The organism is Amycolatopsis sp. NPDC104819 (assembly GCF_055583145.1).
In genome coordinates this window covers 242,213-258,561 of sequence record NZ_JBVJON010000006.1, presented here as the reverse complement: position 1 = coordinate 258,561, position 16,349 = coordinate 242,213, and the positions used below count along the sequence as shown (strand labels likewise).

Annotated in this window: 13 protein-coding genes; 8 read left to right on the top strand and 5 right to left on the bottom strand. The window is 72.4% G+C overall.

Annotation, left to right across the window (positions count from 1 at the left end):
* Window positions 1–70 precede the first annotated feature (70 nt).
* A complete protein-coding gene (metK, locus tag ACZ63E_RS20590; protein WP_465308232.1) occupies window positions 71–1,282 on the top strand; it encodes a methionine adenosyltransferase in 1,212 nt (403 codons plus the stop codon).
* 89 nt (window positions 1,283–1,371) lie between these two features.
* Window positions 1,372–3,465: a primosomal protein N' gene (locus ACZ63E_RS20585; RefSeq protein ID WP_465337763.1), complete on the top strand. Its 2,094-nt coding sequence runs from the start codon at window positions 1,372–1,374 to the stop codon at window positions 3,463–3,465.
* A 70-nt stretch (window positions 3,466–3,535) separates the two neighbouring features.
* On the opposite strand, the gene ACZ63E_RS20580 is transcribed toward ACZ63E_RS20585, so the two are convergent.
* Window positions 3,536–4,882 (bottom strand): pyroglutamyl-peptidase I, encoded by a 1,347-nt coding sequence (locus ACZ63E_RS20580; protein WP_465337762.1) that lies wholly within the window; start codon window positions 4,880–4,882, stop codon window positions 3,536–3,538.
* A 96-nt stretch (window positions 4,883–4,978) separates the two neighbouring features.
* On the bottom strand, window positions 4,979–6,454 hold the full coding sequence (locus tag ACZ63E_RS20575) for a helix-turn-helix domain-containing protein (RefSeq protein WP_465337761.1): 1,476 nt from the start codon (window positions 6,452–6,454) through the stop codon (window positions 4,979–4,981).
* 130 nt (window positions 6,455–6,584) lie between these two features.
* Here ACZ63E_RS20575 and ACZ63E_RS20570 point away from each other — a divergent pair, with 130 nt between their 5' ends.
* Entirely contained in the window at window positions 6,585–6,878 is a 294-nt protein-coding gene (locus tag ACZ63E_RS20570) for a hypothetical protein (RefSeq protein WP_465337760.1), read from the top strand.
* A gap of 48 nt (window positions 6,879–6,926) precedes the next feature.
* Here ACZ63E_RS20570 and ACZ63E_RS20565 read toward each other — a convergent pair whose 3' ends face one another.
* Window positions 6,927–7,742, bottom strand: a complete 816-nt coding sequence (locus tag ACZ63E_RS20565; protein WP_465337758.1) for a lysozyme — start codon at window positions 7,740–7,742, stop codon at window positions 6,927–6,929.
* A gap of 205 nt (window positions 7,743–7,947) precedes the next feature.
* On the opposite strand from ACZ63E_RS20565, the gene ggt reads away from it, so the two are divergent.
* Window positions 7,948–9,747 (top strand): gamma-glutamyltransferase, encoded by a 1,800-nt coding sequence (ggt, locus tag ACZ63E_RS20560; RefSeq protein WP_465337757.1) that lies wholly within the window; start codon window positions 7,948–7,950, stop codon window positions 9,745–9,747.
* A gap of 1 nt (window position 9,748) precedes the next feature.
* Here ggt and ACZ63E_RS20555 read toward each other — a convergent pair whose 3' ends face one another.
* Window positions 9,749–10,222, bottom strand: a complete 474-nt coding sequence (locus ACZ63E_RS20555; protein WP_465337755.1) for a GNAT family N-acetyltransferase — start codon at window positions 10,220–10,222, stop codon at window positions 9,749–9,751.
* Window positions 10,223–10,856: 634 nt separating this feature from the next.
* On the opposite strand from ACZ63E_RS20555, the gene fmt reads away from it, so the two are divergent.
* From fmt to ACZ63E_RS20535, 4 genes are all read left to right on the top strand, one after another.
* Window positions 10,857–11,783, top strand: a complete 927-nt coding sequence (fmt, locus tag ACZ63E_RS20550; protein ID WP_465337753.1) for a methionyl-tRNA formyltransferase — start codon at window positions 10,857–10,859, stop codon at window positions 11,781–11,783.
* Window positions 11,780–13,204 (top strand): RsmB/NOP family class I SAM-dependent RNA methyltransferase, encoded by a 1,425-nt coding sequence (locus ACZ63E_RS20545; RefSeq protein WP_465307076.1) that lies wholly within the window; start codon window positions 11,780–11,782, stop codon window positions 13,202–13,204. Before fmt ends, ACZ63E_RS20545 begins: the two co-directional genes overlap by 4 nt.
* Window positions 13,201–13,698 (top strand): flavoprotein, encoded by a 498-nt coding sequence (locus ACZ63E_RS20540; RefSeq protein WP_465337752.1) that lies wholly within the window; start codon window positions 13,201–13,203, stop codon window positions 13,696–13,698. The genes ACZ63E_RS20545 and ACZ63E_RS20540 overlap by 4 nt, the downstream gene beginning before the upstream one ends.
* A gap of 246 nt (window positions 13,699–13,944) precedes the next feature.
* On the top strand, window positions 13,945–15,138 hold the full coding sequence (locus ACZ63E_RS20535; RefSeq protein WP_465337750.1) for an IS110 family RNA-guided transposase: 1,194 nt from the start codon (window positions 13,945–13,947) through the stop codon (window positions 15,136–15,138).
* 60 nt (window positions 15,139–15,198) lie between these two features.
* Here ACZ63E_RS20535 and ACZ63E_RS20530 read toward each other — a convergent pair whose 3' ends face one another.
* A complete protein-coding gene (locus ACZ63E_RS20530; RefSeq protein WP_465337748.1) occupies window positions 15,199–16,323 on the bottom strand; it encodes a serine hydrolase domain-containing protein in 1,125 nt (374 codons plus the stop codon).
* Window positions 16,324–16,349: the final 26 nt, after the last annotated feature.

The window sequence follows — 16,349 nt, the reverse complement described above, 5'->3', positions numbered from 1 at the left end:
CGCTTGCACTAATTAAGGGGTGCCTAACTTGCCGGGCATCCGACGTCTAGGTGAGGAAGTGACGGCCACCGTGACCGCGTCTAGCAGCAGATTGTTCACCTCGGAGTCGGTGACCGAAGGGCACCCCGACAAGATTTGTGACGCCATCAGCGACTCGATCCTCGACGGGCTCCTGTCGAAGGACCCGCGCAGCCGCGTCGCGGTCGAGACCCTGATCACCACCGGCCAGGTCCACGTGGCGGGCGAGGTGACCACGGAGGCGTACGCCGACATCCCCACGATCGTCCGCGACGTCATCCTGAAGATCGGGTACGACTCGTCGGCCAAGGGCTTCGACGGCAACTCGTGCGGCGTCAACGTCGCGATCGGCTCCCAGTCGCCCGACATCGCCCAGGGCGTCGACACCGCGTACGAGGCACGGGTCGAGACAGGGTCCTCGGTCGAGGACGAGATCAACCGCCAGGGCGCCGGCGACCAGGGCCTGATGTTCGGCTACGCCTGCTCGGACACCCCCGAGCTGATGCCGCTGCCGATCGCGCTGGCCCACCGCCTGTCCAAGCGGCTGACCGCGGTCCGCAAGGACGGCGTGCTGCCGTACCTGCGCCCGGACGGCAAGACCCAGGTGACCATCGAGTACGCCGGCGACCAGCCGGTGCGCCTCGACACCGTGGTCGTGTCGACCCAGCACGCGGACGGCATCGACCTCGACCGCATGCTCGGCGTCGACGTCAAGGAGCACGTCGTCGCGCCCGAGCTCGAGGGCCTGGGCATCGACACCTCCGGCGCGCGGCTGCTGGTCAACCCGACCGGCCGCTTCGTCATCGGCGGCCCGATGGGTGACGCCGGCCTGACCGGGCGCAAGATCATCGTCGACACCTACGGCGGCATGGCCCGCCACGGCGGTGGCGCGTTCTCGGGCAAGGACCCGTCCAAGGTCGACCGCTCCGCCGCGTACGCGATGCGCTGGGTGGCGAAGAACGTCGTCGCCGCCGGGCTGGCCACGCGCACCGAGGTCCAGGTCGCGTACGCGATCGGCAAGGCGGCCCCGGTCGGCCTGTTCGTCGAGACGTTCGGGACCGAGACGGTCGACCCGTCGAAGATCCAGCAGGCCATCACCGAGGTCTTCGACCTGCGGCCGGCGGCGATCATCCGCGACCTCGACCTGCTGCGCCCGATCTACGCCCCGACGGCGGCGTACGGCCACTTCGGCCGTCCCGAGCTCGGCCTGCCGTGGGAGAGCACCGCCCGCGCCGAGGCGCTGAAGAACGCCGCGGGAGCCTGACGCACGATCCGGTGAAGGCCACCTCGACCCCCGTCGAGGTGGCCTTCCTGGCGTCCGGGGTGTCGGAGGGGTCTGGTAGAGATCACGGCGTGAGTAGCTCCGAGCCCGCCGCTCTCTGGGACCTCCCGGAGAAGCCGCCCGCCGCTCAGGCGGCGCCGTCGCGTGCCCGGAAACCGAAGCCGGGGCAGAAGGCGAAGGGCGCCCAGTCGCCCGCGCCCGCGCGGCCGGTCGCGCGGATCGTCGTCGACATCCCGCTGGCGCACCTGGACCGCACCTTCGACTACCTCGTGCCGGAGAAGCTGCACGAGACCGCCGTGCCCGGTTGCCGGGTGCGTGTCCGGTTCGCCGGGCAGCTCGTCGACGGGTACCTGGTCGAGCGGGGCGAGTCCAGCGACTACGACCGGAAGCTGGCGTTCCTGGACCGCGTCACCTCGGCCGAGCCGGTGCTGCCGCCGTCGCTGCGCGGGCTGTGCCGTGCGGTCGCCGACCGCTACGGCGGCACGCTGTCGGACGTCCTGCGGCTCGCGATCCCGCCGCGGCACGCGAAGGTCGAAGGCGAGCCGCCGCTGCCCCCGGCGGCGCTCCCGGAGGCGCCGGACACCACGGCCTGGGCGCGCTACCAGCGTGGCCCGGCGTTCCTGGAGGCGCTGGCCGAGGGCAAGCCCGCGAACGCCGTCTGGCAGGCCCTGCCGGGTGAGGACTGGCCGCGCCGGCTCGCCGAAGCGGCGGCGTCCGTGGCCGCGGCGGGCCGCGGCGCGGTGCTGGTGGTGCCCGACCACCGTGACCTGACGCGGGTGCACGAGGCGTGCGCTTCGCTGGTGGGCGAGGAAGGCGTCGTGGCGCTGATCGCCGGGCTCGGGCCCGCCGAGCGGTACCGGCGCTGGCTGGCGGTGCTGCGCGGCGCGGTGCGCGTGGTGGTCGGGACCCGCGCGGCGATGTTCGCGCCGGTCCACGACCCGGGCCTGTTCGTCGTCTGGGACGACGGCGACGACCTGCACCTCGACCAGCACGCGCCGTACCCGCACGTCCGGGACGTGCTGATGGACCGCGCCCACGCGGCGAAGGCGTCCCTGCTGGTCGGCGGGTTCGCCCGGACGGCGGAGGCCCAGCTGCTCGTCGAGTCCGGCTGGGCGGCGCCGGTGCTGGCGGACCGCACGGTGCTGCGCTCGGCCGCCCCGCGCGTCACGCCGGTCGGCGAGGACTTCGACGTCGCCCGCGACGAGGCCGCCCGCGTCGCCCGGCTGCCCGCGGTGGCGTTCGAGGCCGCGCGGCAGGCGTTCGCGGCGGGCCACCCGACACTGGTGCAGGTGCCGCGGCGCGGGTACGTGCCGGGCCTGGCCTGCGGAAACTGCCGCACGCCCGCACACTGCCGCCGGTGCGCGGGTCCGCTGGCACTGCCCGGCGGCTCGATCGACGGCCAGCCGAAACCCCCGGCGTGCCGCTGGTGCGGCGTCCCGGAGACGGCGTTCCGCTGCACGGCGTGCGGCTCGGTCCGGCTGCGCGCGGTGATCGTCGGCGCGAAGCGGACGGCGGAGGAGCTCGGCCGCGCGTTCCCGGGCATTCCGGTCCGCACGTCCGGAGCGTCGGAGGTCCTGGCCTCGGTGCCGGGCAAACCGGCGCTGGTGGTGTGCACGCCGGGAGCGGAACCGGTGGCGGAAGGCGGCTACGGCGCGGCGCTGCTGCTGGACGGCTGGGCGCTGCTCGGCCGCCAGGACCTGCGAGCGTCGGAGGAGGCCCTGCGCCGCTGGATGGCAGCGGCGGCCCTGGTGCGCCCGTCGTCGTCGGGCGGCCGCGTGATCGTCGGCGCGGAGGCGGCGATGCCGGTGGTCCAGGCCTTGGTCCGCTGGGACCCGGCCTGGCACGCGGCCCAGGAGCTGGCCGAGCGCCAGGAGCTCGGCTTCCCCCCGGCGATGCGCATGGCGAGCGTGGAGGGCAGCCCGGACGCGGTGGCTTCGGTGCTGGACGACCTGCCGCTGCCGTCGTCGGGAGAGGTCCTCGGCCCGGTCCCGCTGGGCGAGGTGGACGAAGAGGGCAACGCTTCGCGCGAACGGGCGTTGGTGCGCGTGTCCCGAGCGGAAGGAAAGGCACTGGCGGCCGAAATCCACGCGGCGGCGGCACGCCGGGACGCCCGGAAGGCCACGGAGCCGATCCGCATCCAGCTCGACCCCCTGGACCTCATCTAGCCCGTGTCGACCCTTCAATCACGCGTGTCGACCCTTCAAACACGCGTGTCGACCCTTCGAGCACGGTGGCTCAGCCCGGAAGGACTGTCCCCGGCAGGGATTCCACCGCCGCCCGCGGGGATTCCGTTGCCCGGACTGGGATCGCCGCGGAAGAAGCATCCGCCGTGGCCGTCGCCAACGTGATCACCTGTGCCGCGATCGCCTGGCGGCGGGACTCGAAAGCCGGGTCCGTCAGCGCCGCCGGGTCGGCCGGCTGGCCCAGCACCGGCGTGTGCAGGTGCCCGCCCGCCACCGACGTCAGGCCCAGCCCCAGCCGGACGCGGTTCGCGCGGAACATCGATTCGTTCGACAGGTAGTTCCCGCCGCCGCCCGACGCCGCGATCTCGCCCGGCGCCGGGGCGTCCGAACGGCACACCGGCGTTCCCGTGCCCGGGTGCGAAGAATCCGGCCACACGCAGAACGCCTGGTTGAAGTTCACCGGGTACGCGCCGGCCGGCGCGGCCAGCATCCGCTGGTACGGCAGGGTCGTCTCGATGAACTGGACGTCCGGCTGCGGCCAGCCCGCCGCCGGCGGGACGCCGCCGGTGACGGACACGTTGTTGTTGTCCGGGAACCCGCCGCGCCACGCGCCGGCCCAGCGTTCGATGTCGAAGCGGCCCGGGCGGCCCTGGCTGATCGTCAGGACCACGTCCGGCCGCCGCGCGCGGTCGCGCAACGCCGTGCCGTAAGCCGCTTCGACGATTCCTTCGTCGAAGTAGCCCCACACCACCGGAAAGCTCACCGCCTGCACCACCGCGCGCCCGGACGGCGTGTCCAGCACCCGGCCGTCCAGCTGCAGCGCCGACGCCCCGGCCGGGTTCGAGATGGTCAGGCCCGGGCCGTCGAGCTGGAACGGGTCGAAGCCGCTGACCATGACCCGCCGCGTCTTGCCGAGCGGGAACCGGACGTCGTCGAGGCCGCGCGAGCCGCGGTCGAACGCGGTCAGCAGCGCGTCCCGCTGCGACGGGAACGACTTCCACTGGCGAATCGCGCTGCTGAGCTGCAGCCGCGCCCAGTACAGCGGCCGGTCGTCGAAGCGGTCGAGCGTCCCGAGGTCCGGGCGGCGGCCCTGCGCGCGGTCGACCGCCGTCCGCCACAGCCGATCGCCGGCCTGGGTGACCACCCGCTCGGCCCGACGCGGGGTGCGTGCCGCGCAGAGGTCGTGCTTCACCTCGGCGACCAGGGGATCGAAGCCGGCCAGCCGAACGAGCTCAGGCCCGACGGCGGGCCCACCGGCCGGCAGGGAAGCGGAGAGCCGCTGTTCTTCCACGGTCAGCGGAACACCGGCGTCGAAGCACCCGGGCGCGGCGCCGGCCACGGCGGGGAAGGCGAAGAGCGGAACGGCGGCGAGCAGGGGGAGCAGGGCGGTCAGGCGCACGGGTTTCCCTCCACGGCGTGGGTGACGCGGTCGAGTCTTCCGCCGACCGCGCCACCCGCGTAACCCGCGGAAGTCGGGGATCAGCCCGTCGCGACGTCAGAGGGCTGCGCCGGCAGCTGCCTCGGCCGGAAGCCGCAGCCACCAGTTCGCGCGGGCACGCACAACGGGGGCGTGTGCTCGCAGGAGCCGCAACCCGGCGCGGTCGCCCTTCATCCCGACCGCATAGAGCACCGCTCGCTGGGTGCTCGCGCCGGTCGCTTGTGTGGTGAGCAGGTGGTGCCAGAGGCGCAGGTCCGTCCGGCCGGGCAGGTGGGCCAGCGCCACGGCCGCCGCGTCTCGCGCCGCGCCCCGCCGCATGAGGTCCTCGACGACTGGACGGTGCCGGGCTTCGCCGAGACTGCCCAGCAGGTCCACGAGCACGTTGTGCATCGCCGAGCCGGTCCTCGTGCGCCCGCTGGTCAGCATCGACGCGACGGTGTCGGCGAGGACCCCGCGAAACGGCGACGCGTGCAGGACGTTGACGGTGAGGATGCGTAGATCGCTGTCGGTGCTGGCCAGCGCCTGCCGGAGGATCCGCCGGCCGAGCAGGTCCGGTTCGTGGCGTCGGACCTGAGCTGTGGTCAGGGCACTGTGCACCTTGTCGAAGGCCATGTCCCCTGCTTTTCCCAGAGACACCGAACGTGCGCCGGGATGGCTCGGGCGGTGCCGTCGCGCCGCCCCGAGGACGTCCCAGGCGGCTTCCCGGATCGGTCGAGACGTCGACGTGCCGTCGTACAGCTCGCGGGCGACTGCTTCGAGTCGGCGCGCCGTGCCGGGGTCACCAGGTGGCCGGGCCGCCCAGGCGAAGAGCGCGCCGAGCTGCTCGGCGTCGTTTCGCGGCGCGCACAAGAGCTGAAAGAGCTGCCGCGACGCGACGGGCTCCGGATTCGCCGCGAGCAAAGCGATCGGGTCGATGATCAGCTGACAGGCGGGCTCGGTGACGAATTCTTCGGTCGCGGCGACGAGCGCGGCGCCGCCTTGCGGGTGTTCGTGCACCCGCTGCAACGCTGAAAGGCGGAGCAGGTATCGCCAGCCCACGGAGAGGCACATTTCGGCGAGCATCCGGTGGACGAGGATGTCCCAGGTCGGCCGGGCCAGTTTGCGTCGCGGCCGGGTCAGGGAAACCGTCAGCTCCGCCCATTCCGCCGCGGAGACGGGATCACGGCCGAGGCATTTCTCGAGCAGCTCATCGCAGGGACGCGCGGCCCGGCGTCCCGTCGGCCGCTCCCGGCCGAGAGCGGTCACGACGGCCGCCAGCTCACCGGGCGGCAGGTCGAAGAGCTTCTCGTACTGGTGCAGGGCCCACGTCGGCACCGTGGCCCGGGAGTTCTCCCAGCGGGAAATAGTGGCGTTGTCGACGGGTGTCCGCACCGCGGTCGCCAGCTGCCGGATGGTCAGGATGTCGGCTTCGCCGTAGAGGCGCCACATCTTGAGCAGCCAGGCCGCGAGCTGACCTCGTTCGACGCGTGGCCACGGATCCGCCGCCTCGACGTCGCCGAGGGAGGTCGGTCGTCCACGCCGAGCCGTCGGCATCACCCGAGTTTGCCCGGTCGGTTCGGCGGGGAACGCCGCCGAACGGGTGCACCGGTTTCGCAGCAAACGGCTTGAGGGCGCTGCGTATGCCTTACCGTCGGTTTCTCGTCCGTTCGAAAGGAATCCGAACATGGCGCGTGATGTGGTGAGCGGCCGTTTCTACTATTGCTCCTTCCCGAATAACGGGTTCACGTCGCTGGCTGGCCGTCGGCTGGTTTTTGTCTTGTTTTCGCAGTTCAACGAGAGCCCGGACGAGTCTCTCGTGGCCCACGCGATCAAGGATTGGGGCACTTATAAGCCAGATTTCCGTCGCGTCTACGTCGTCCCTCGGGACATTCTGGAGGATTCCGATCAGCCCATCAAAGAGAGCCAGCTCGCCAAAGCGAAAAAAGAGCTGGAGAAGAAGATCAAGGGCGCTAAGTGACCGGGTCGGGAGCACGCGGGGGAGGGGGTGTGCTCCCGACCCACCACGTCAGCCCGTCGCGAGGACCTTCAGCCGTGAAATGTCCGCGCTGAACGAGTCCTGGTCGATCGGTGAGGAGCTGTACTGCCAGAACGTGTAGAAGCCCCAGTTGTACGGCAGCGTCCCCGCCGACGACGCGTACCGCGCCACCCACAACGGGTTCGTCGAGCTGAAGTCGCCCGTGTTGCCCGTGCACTGGCTCCACCAGCTCGTCGCCGTGTAGATCACCGGCCAACGGGTCGTCTTCGCGTGGTACTCGTCGCTGAACGCCTTGATCCACGCCACCATCTGGGCCGGCGTCTTGCCGTAGCAAGCGTTGTTCGGGCCCCATTCGATGTCGAGCGTGCCCGGGAGCGTCTTGCCGTCCTTCGACCAGTTGCCGCCGTGGGCGACGAAGTAGTCGGCCTGGGCCGCGCCGCCCGAGGTGTCCGGGCGGCCGTAGTGGTACGCGCCGCGGATCATGCCCACGTTGTAGGAACCCGTGTACTGCTGGGAAAAGTAGGCGTTCTGGTAGCCGGTGCCCTCGGTCGCCTTGACGTAGGCGAACTTCTTGCCCGAGCTCCAGTACGACGCCCAGTTGACGTTGCCCTGGTAGGAGCTGACGTCGATGCCGGGGACGCTCGCGTCCACCGACGCCGGCGCGAGCCCCGCCGGAGGCACCCCGTCATGGGCGCGGATCGCCGCGCCCATCTCGTGGTTGTTCGACGCGTCCTGGTCCGGCAGCCCCGGTGAAGCCGAGGCGCCGGCGGCGGTCACGACCAGCAGGGAGGCCGAGACGGCCATGGCGGCGCCGAGCAGGCGGCGCCACCGTCGTGGTGCAGTCATCTTGAGTTGTTCCCTTCGAATCACCCTCGCGGTGCGCGGTGTGCAGGCCGCGCCGCATGATTCTGTTACGCCGGGGACCACAACGTCACTGCTCCATGTGATTTAATTTCCTACCCCCCTGAATCACGTGAAAAGTTGACAAAGCGGGCGAACCGGCCCCTTTGGCGTCTTGAAGGCGGCCGGTGCGAGGGGCAGACTCGCCCGCATGCCGCCGCTCAGACGCCGCCGCGTCCTCCTCGTCGCCGCCACCGCCGTGCTCGCCACGGGCGTCGCGGCCGGACCCGCCTCCGCCGCCACGCCCACCCCGAAGTCGCCGGTCGCCGTCGGCTTCGGCGGCGCCGTGGCCAGCATCGACGCCGACGCCACCGCGATCGGCACCAAGGTCCTGCGCGACGGCGGCAACGCCGTGGACGCGGCCGTCGCGGTCGCCGCCGCACTCGGCGTCACCGACCCCTTCTCCGCCGGCGTCGGCGGGGGCGGGTTCTTCGTCTACTACGACGCGAAGACGCACCGCGTGCACACACTGGACGGTCGCGAAACCGCGCCGAAGTCCGCCGACGCGAACCTCTTCGTCGAAAACGGCCAGCCGCTGCCGTTCAACGACGCCGTCACGAGCGGGCTCAGCGTCGGCGTGCCCGGCACGCCCGCGACGTGGTCCGAAGCCCTGCGCAAGTGGGGGACGCGCTCGCTCGCGAAGTCCCTGAAGCCCGCGGAAGACCTGGCGCGCAAGGGTTTTGTCGTCGACCCGACGTTCCAGACGCAGATCGCGAACAACGCCGCGCGCTTCTCCGCGTTCCCGTCGACGCGGTCGCTGTACCTGCCCAACGGCGCGCCGCCGGCGCCGGGGACGGTCTTCCGGAACCCCGACCTCGCGGACACCTACGCGCAGCTCGAGCGCCGCGGAGTCGACGCGCTCTACCGGGGTCCGATCGGCGCGGACATCGCCAAGACCGTCCAGCAGCCGCCGAAGGACCCGGCGTCGACGTTGAACGTGCGGCCCGGCAAGCTCACCGCGCGCGACATCGCCGACTACCGGGCGATCGAGCGCACGCCGACCCACGCCGAGTACCGCGGCCTGGACGTCTACGGGATGCCGGCGCCGTCCTCGGGCGGGCTCACCGTCGGCGAGGCGCTCAACATCCTCGAGAACTACGACCTCAGGCACGCGAGCAAGGCCGACTACCTGCAGTACTTCCTGGAGTCGACGCGGTTCGCCTTCGCCGACCGCAACCGCTGGATCGGCGACCCCGCCGTCATCGACGTCCCGGCCAAGGAGCTGCTGAGACAGCGCTTCGCCGACACGCGGGCCTGCCTGATCTCGAAGGACAAGGCCGCGACGAGCCCGGTCGCGCCCGCCGACCCGCGGCACCCGACGCCGTGCGCGGCCGGGACCACCGGCGCGCCGACGCCGTACGAGGGTGAGAACACGACGCACCTGACCGTCGCCGACAAGTGGGGCAACGTCGTCGCCTACACGCTGACCATCGAGCAGGAGGGCGGCAGCGGGATCGTCGTGCCGGGCCGCGGGTTCCTGCTCAACAACGAGCTGACCGACTTCTCGTTCACGCCGGTGACGCTGGGCGTGCCCGACCCGAACCTGCCCGGCCCGGGCAAGCGGCCGCGTTCGTCGATGGCGCCGACGATCGTGCTCAAGGACGGCCGCCCGTTCTTCGCCACCGGTTCGCCGGGCGGCGCGTCGATCATCACGACGGTGCTGCAGGTGCTGACCGGCCGGATCGACCGCGGCCTGTCGCTCGAGGACGCCATCGCGGCGCCGCGCGCGTCGCAGCGGAACTCGGCTCAGGCCCAGGTCGAGCAGCAGTTCCTGGACCTGCCGGAGACGGCGGCGCTCAGGGCCCGCGGCCAGGGCTTCTCGTCGGCGCCGGCGGAGATCGGCGCGGCGACGGGCGTGGAGCGGCTGCGCGACGGCCGCTGGCTGGCCGCGGCGGAACCGGTCCGCCGCGGCATCGGCTCGGCCCAGGTGGTGTGGCCCGCGCACTGGTAGCTCAGGCTTCGAGAGCCCAGCGGACGTACGGCGCCTTCGGGATGAACCCGGCCCGCTCGAACAGCCCGGAGGCGCCGGACGGGCTCGCCGAGTCCACCACCAGGCTCGCCTGGTCGTAACCCTGCTCCTTCGCGGCGTGCAACGCGTGCGCCAGCAGGGCGGCCGCGATACCGCGCTTGCGGTGGTCCGGCAGCGTCCCGACGACCATGAAGTGCGCGTCGCGGAGGCCGGTGGCCTCGGTGTCGGCGTCCCAGGACAGCGTTACGAGCAGGCCGACCGGCTCCCCGGCGGCGTCCCGGAACAGGAAGCTGACCTCGGGCCGGAACGTCTGGTTGACGATCTTGTTGCGCCACTGGTCGGCGGGCATCGGCGCCGCACCCCAGCAGTCAGCCCGGCGATGTGCTCGCCGCCGGTGCACGTCGACCACGAGCTTCGCCTCCGGGTGGTGCCGGGTGTGCCGGATCGTCGCCGCCACCCCGGCTTCGACGAGCCGGTGCCGAGCCCACGGCGGCGGTGGGCCGGGTGGACCCCGCCGTCGAGGAAGACCCGGTGGACCTCGTCGGCAGTGGGCTTGAAGCGGATCTTCGGACAGCCGGCGATCACCCTCGCCGTCGAAGGCCGCGAGGCTCCCGAGCGCCAGGTCCACGCGTTGACGACACGGGTGGCGGGCCGCTGCCCGCCCGAACGCAGCCCCGCCCTTTCCGGCAGGGTTCCGGCAAAGTCGGATTCGCCGGTCGGCTCGCAGCGCGGACGGCCAGGTACACCACACCGGAGGTCGCGGTAGCGGCCCGGGAAGGGGTCGTGAATGACTCATTCATGACCTCTGACGAGGTGAATGAGTCATTCACGACATTGCAGCGGCTCGCCGGTCACGTTCGCCCCGAACGCAGCCCCCCGCCCTCTCCGGGGGTCCGGCCCCGCTTCCAGCCTACTGGGGGCACCCGACGGGAAGCCGCGAAAGTGGTCTTGTGGGGCCTGGTTGTCCACATCACGGTGATGCTGTGGACAACCAGGTGGGCGCGAGCGCGCCGTGATCATCGGGGCCTTCTAGACTCGGGCGCGATGTTCCAGTCACGTGAATCCTCCCCGCTTCCGCCGGGGGTGGGCCGATGAAGCTCGTCTTCGCCGGCACCCCCGATCCGGCGGTCCCCGCGCTGCGCGCCCTGCTCGACTCCGGGCGGCACGAGATCGTCGCCGTCGTCACCCGGCCCGATGCCCAGGCCGGGCGCGGGCGCCGGGTCGTCCGGTCACCCGTCGGTGCGCTCGCCGACGAACACGGCATCGAGGTGCTGACCCCGGCACGCGCGAGCGACCCGGCCTTCCTCGCCCGGCTCACCGAGCTCGCGCCGGACGCCTGCCCGGTCGTCGCCTACGGTGCGCTGCTGCCGCAGGCCGCCCTCGACATCCCGCGCCTCGGCTGGGTGAACCTGCACTTCTCGCTGCTGCCCGCGTGGCGCGGGGCCGCGCCGGTGCAGGCCGCGATCCGGGCCGGGGACGAGATCACCGGCGCGTCGACCTTCCGGATCGTCAAGGAGCTGGACGCGGGCCCCGTCTTCGGCGTGGTCACCGAGACGATCGGCGCGACCGACACCGCGGGCGGCCTGCTCGGCCGGCTGGTGGAGTCCGGCGCCAAGCTGCTGCTGTCCACCATGGACGGTCTGGCCGACGGCAGCCTGGTCGCGCGCGAGCAGCCCGCCGAAGGGCTCAGCTACGCGCCGAAGGTGACGGTCGAAGACGCGCGGGTGTCCTTCGCCGACCCCGCCTCGGCGGTCGACCGGCAGATCCGGTCGGTCACGCCGGAGCCGGGCGCGTGGGCGGAGTTCCGCGGGGAACGCTTCAAGCTCGGCCCGGTCACGGTGCTCGACGAACCCGGCCCGCCGCCGGGCGAGATCGTGGTTGAACGCAAACGGGTGCTGGTCGGCACGGCGACGAAGCCGCTGCGGCTCGGCGAGGTGCAGGCGCCCGGCAAGAAACGGATGGCGGCCACCGACTGGGCCCGCGGAACCAGGATCGACCAGGGAGAACGCCTCCGGTGAACGACAGCAGGGAACGACGGCCGTCACGGCCGCAGCGGGGCCGCCCGGCCCCGCGCAAGGAAGGCCCGCGCCGCCCGCCGGAGGTGGACCCGGCCCGGCAGGCCGCGTTCGACGTCCTGGCCGCGGTGCGGACCAAGGACGCCTACGCCAACCTCGTCCTGCCGGACCTGCTGCGCGAGCGGCGGATCGGCGGCCGGGACGCGGCGCTGGCCACCGAGCTGACCTACGGCACCGCGCGGGCGCAGGGCCTGCTCGACGCCGTGATCGCCGCGTGCGCCGAGCGCCCGCTGTCCCAGACCGACCCGGCCGTGCTCGACGCGCTGCGCCTCGGCGCCTACCAGCTGCTGCGCACGCGCATCCCGGAGCACGCCGCCGTGACGTCCACTGTGGACATGGTGCGGGCCGAAGCCGGTTCTTGGGCAACGGGTTTCGCGAACGCGATCATGCGCAAGGTGTCCGAAAAGGACGAGCAGACCTGGCTCGACGAGCTGGCGCCGGACGAGGGGGCCGATCCCATCGGGGCCTACGCGCTGCGCACCGCGCACCCGCGCTGGATCGCCCGCTCGTTCGCCGAAGCGCTGGGGGACAAGGGCGCCGGCCTCAAGGCCGCCCTCGAAGCCGACGACGCGCGGCCCGAGGTGCACCTGGTCGCCCGGCCCGGCGAGATCAGCGCCGACGAGCTGGCCGCGATCACCGGCGGCGACCCGGCGCCGTACTCGCCCTACGGCGTGCGGCTGCCCGCGGGCGCGGGTGACCCGGCCGACGCCGAGCCGGTCCGCGAACGCCTGGCCGCGGTGCAGGACGAGGGCAGCCAGCTCTGCGCGATCGCCGCGACGAAGGTGCCCGTCGAGGGCACCGACGAGCGCTGGCTCGACCTGTGCGCCGGCCCCGGTGGCAAGGCCGCGCTGCTCGGCGCGCTGGCGGCGTTGAGCGGGGCGACCGTGGATGCCGTCGAGAAGGCGCCGCACCGCGCGAAGCTCGTCGAGAAGGCCACCAGCGGGTTGCCGGTGAAGGTGCACGTCGCCGACGGGCGCGAGAGCGGCTTGGAACCGGGCTACGACCGGATTCTCGTCGACGCGCCGTGCAGCGGCCTCGGCGCGCTGCGGCGGCGGCCGGAGGCGCGCTGGCGTCGGCAGCCGTCCGACGTCGCGGACCTCACGAAGCTGCAGGGCGAGCTGATCACGGCGGCGTACGCGCTGCTGCGGCCCGGCGGCGCGCTCACCTACGTCGTGTGCTCGCCGCACCTGGCCGAGACCGAGGGTGTCCTCGGCGAGACGGCGCGGCGGCTCAAGGCCGAGGTGCTGGACTCGCGGGAGTTCTTCCCCGGGGTGCCGGAGCTCGGGGACGGGCCGTACGTGCAGCTGTGGCCGCACCGCCACGGCACCGACGCGATGTTCTGCGCCGTGCTGCGCAAACCGTGAGAGATCTCGGGCTGGTCGCCGGCTCGTGCGGCGGGCTGGACGTCCGGTTCGCCGCCGAGCTGGTCCGGCCCGCCGCCGCCCGTGGCTGGCGGACGGCGATCACCCTGACGCCGACCGCGCACCGCTGGCTGGAGTCCACCGGCGCGCTCGACGACGTCGCAGCCGCGACCGACTTGCCGGTCCGCAGTGTGTCGAGGCTGCCGGGGGAGCCCCGGCCGCACCCGGACCCGTCGGTGTTCCTCTTCGCCCCGGCGTCGGCGAATTCCGTGGCGAAGCTGGCGCTGGGCATCGCCGACAACCAGGCGCTGACCGTGCTCGGCGACGTCCTCGGCGCGCCCGCGATCACGGTCGTGGTGGCTTACCAGATCCAGGACACCCGGGTGCACCACCCGGCGTGGCAGCGTCACCTCGACACCCTCGCGGGCGCCGGGGTGACGCTGCACCGGCTCGACGTCGGGCGGCCGTGGACCGAAGCGCTCGATCTGCTGCCCTGAAGCTGGGGCGCCGCCCCCGTCACCTTTTTCGTGGCTCCCATCAGGGAGTTGTGGTCACCAGGCCCGGCATGACTAGCGCCCCCAGTCGAACCCATGATCCGGGGGGTGGTGTCACCGGGTCTGGTGGCATCGAGGGACCGCTAATAGGGACACGGCCACCGGCTTGGTAGGTCTCGTCGTAACGTGGGTGCCGGCCATCGATGCCCAACCCGGTGACCACGTCACGGCGAACGAACGGCATGGTGGATGAGCAGCACTTTCAGCGTGTTTCTCGGCCTGGACGTCGGCAAAGACAACCACCACGCCGTCGGCCTGGACCCGGACGGCAACCGGCTGCACGACGGCCCGCTGCCCAACACCGAACCCAAGCTGAAAGCCCTGTTCGACAAGCTCGCCGCCCACGGACCGCTGCTGGTCGTAGTTGACCAGCCCGCCACGATCGGCGCGCTGCCAGTCACGGTCGCCCGCGCCGCCGGGCACCAGGTCGCTTACCTGCCCGGGCTGGCGATGCGCCGCATCGCCGACCTCTACCCCGGCCGCGCCAAAACCGACGCCCGGGACGCGTTCATCATCGCCGACGCCGCCCGCTCCCTGCCCCACACTCTGCGCCCGGTCGACGTCGGCGACGATGCCTTGGCCGAACTGGACGTGCTGGTCGGGTTCGACGACGACCTGGCCGGCGAGGCCACCCGCATCGCCAACCGGATCCGGGGCCTGCTCACCGGCATCCACCCCGCCCTCGAACACGCCATCGGACCGCGGATCAGCCACCCCGCGGTGCTGGAGATCCTCTCCCGTTGCGGCGGCCCGACCGGGATCGCCAAGGCCGGCCGCCGGAAACTGACCGCGATCGCGAAAGTCCACGCGCCCCGGATGGGCGACAAATTGGTCGAGGCGATCATGACCGCGCTGGACGAGCAGACGGTCACCGTTCCGGGCACCGCTGCCGCGGACACCGTGCTCCCGAGGCTGGCCGACAGCCTGAAGACCGTTCTTCAGCAACGCAAACAGGTTGCGGAGCAGGTCGAGGGGATACTTGATGCGCACCCTCTTGCCGGGGTCCTGACCTCGATGCCCGGCATCGGCGTCAGGACCGCAGCCCGCATCCTCCTCGAGGTCGGCGACGCCTCCAACTTCGCCAGCTCCGGACATCTCGCCGCCTACGCCGGCATCGCCCCGGTCACCCGCAGCTCCGGTTCGTCGATCAGAGGTGAGCATCCGGCTCGGACCGGCAACCGGAAGCTGAAACGGGCGTTCTTCCTGGCCGCGTTCGCGGCCTTAGGCGACCCGACCAGCAGGGCCTACTACGACCGCAAGCGAGCCGAGGGCAAGAAGCACAACGCTGCCCTGATCTGCCTGGCACGCCGCCGCTGCGACGTCCTCTACGCCATGCTCCGCAACGGCACCCACTACCAACACCCCGCGCCCGCTGCGGCTTGACAACCACATAGGGACACCCCCCCGGTTTCCACGCTACCGGGAGGCACCGACAGTTCCGGCTCACCGCCGGGCCAGGGCCACCTCGAACGCCGTCTCGGTGTTCTGCTGCACGCCGTCGGGGGCGGGGAGCTCGTTGACCGACACGGCGGCGGCCCGGCCGCCGTCGAGGGCGCCGGCCAGTGTGGCGAAGCCGAAGATGCCCCCGTCGTGGCCCCAGTACGGCGTGCCGTCCGGCAGGGTCCGGCGGATCAGGCCGAGGCCGTAGTCGGCGCCCGGCTCGCTCGGCGCCGGGACCGTGCGCCGCATCTGCGCGAGCTGCGCGGCGGGCAGCAGCCGGCCGGCGAGCAACGCCGAGAAGAACGTGTCCAGGTCCCGGCCGCTCGACACGAGCCCACCCGCCGCACCGGCGATCGACGGGTCGAAGTCGGTGAAGTCGACCGGGGGTCCGCCGAGTGACACGTAGCCACGCGGGTGCGGCGCCGGCAGCCGTTCGTCGCCACGGCGGGGCAGTGCCGTGTCGCGCAGGTCGAGCGGCCGGGCGATCCGGCGGTCGATCTCGGTGGCGAGACCGCGTCCGGTGACCTTTTCGACGAGCATCCCGGCGACGATGTAGTCGGTGTTCGAGTAGGACCAGGAGGTGCCGGGCGCGAACAGCGGCGCGTGCTTCAGCGCGATCGCGACCAGCTCACCGGGCTCGGCGCCGCGGTGGCGCAGGGACTCGGGGTCCGCCGTCAGCACCTCGTCGGTGTAGTTGTGGAGGCCGCTGGTGTGCTGCAACAGGTTCCGGACGGTGATCTTCCGGCCGTCGTTGCCGTTGCCGGTGATCAGCCCGGGCAGGTAACGCTCGATCGGGTCGTCGAGCCTGACCTTCCCCTCACCGACGAGCTGCAGCACCACCGTCGCGACGAACGTCTTGGTGACGCTGCCGACGCGGAACTTCGCGTCCCGCGGGTAGGGCTTCCCGGTGCTCAGGTCGCCGACCCCGCTGCGCGTCTCGGTGACGCGCCCGTGGTCGGTGACGACGGCTTCGGCGCCGGGCGCGCCACCCTGGGCGGTGACCCGGTCCAGCACCCGCTGCAGCGGGTTCGTGGTGGTGGCGGGCGCGGGTGCCGCCGTGGTCGCCGCGAGGAGCGCGACGAGTGTTCCGCACGCGACGATCTGCTTTCCGCGCAATGACTTCCGCATGGAGCAACCCCTGGGGTCTCGATGGT

Bases quoted from the DNA above. Each gene is read 5' to 3' on its own strand.
- ACZ63E_RS20575 (WP_465337761.1), bottom strand. From the start codon at position 6,454: ATGCCGACGGCTCGGCGTGGACGACCGACCTCCCTCGGCGACGTCGAG.
- ACZ63E_RS20570 (WP_465337760.1), top strand. From the start codon at position 6,585: ATGGCGCGTGATGTGGTGAGCGGCCGTTTCTACTATTGCTCCTTCCCG.
- ACZ63E_RS20565 (WP_465337758.1), bottom strand. From the start codon at position 7,742: ATGACTGCACCACGACGGTGGCGCCGCCTGCTCGGCGCCGCCATGGCC.
- ggt (WP_465337757.1), top strand. From the start codon at position 7,948: ATGCCGCCGCTCAGACGCCGCCGCGTCCTCCTCGTCGCCGCCACCGCC.
- fmt (WP_465337753.1), top strand. From the start codon at position 10,857: ATGAAGCTCGTCTTCGCCGGCACCCCCGATCCGGCGGTCCCCGCGCTG.
- ACZ63E_RS20535 (WP_465337750.1), top strand. From the start codon at position 13,945: ATGAGCAGCACTTTCAGCGTGTTTCTCGGCCTGGACGTCGGCAAAGAC.
- ACZ63E_RS20530 (WP_465337748.1), bottom strand. From the start codon at position 16,323: ATGCGGAAGTCATTGCGCGGAAAGCAGATCGTCGCGTGCGGAACACTC.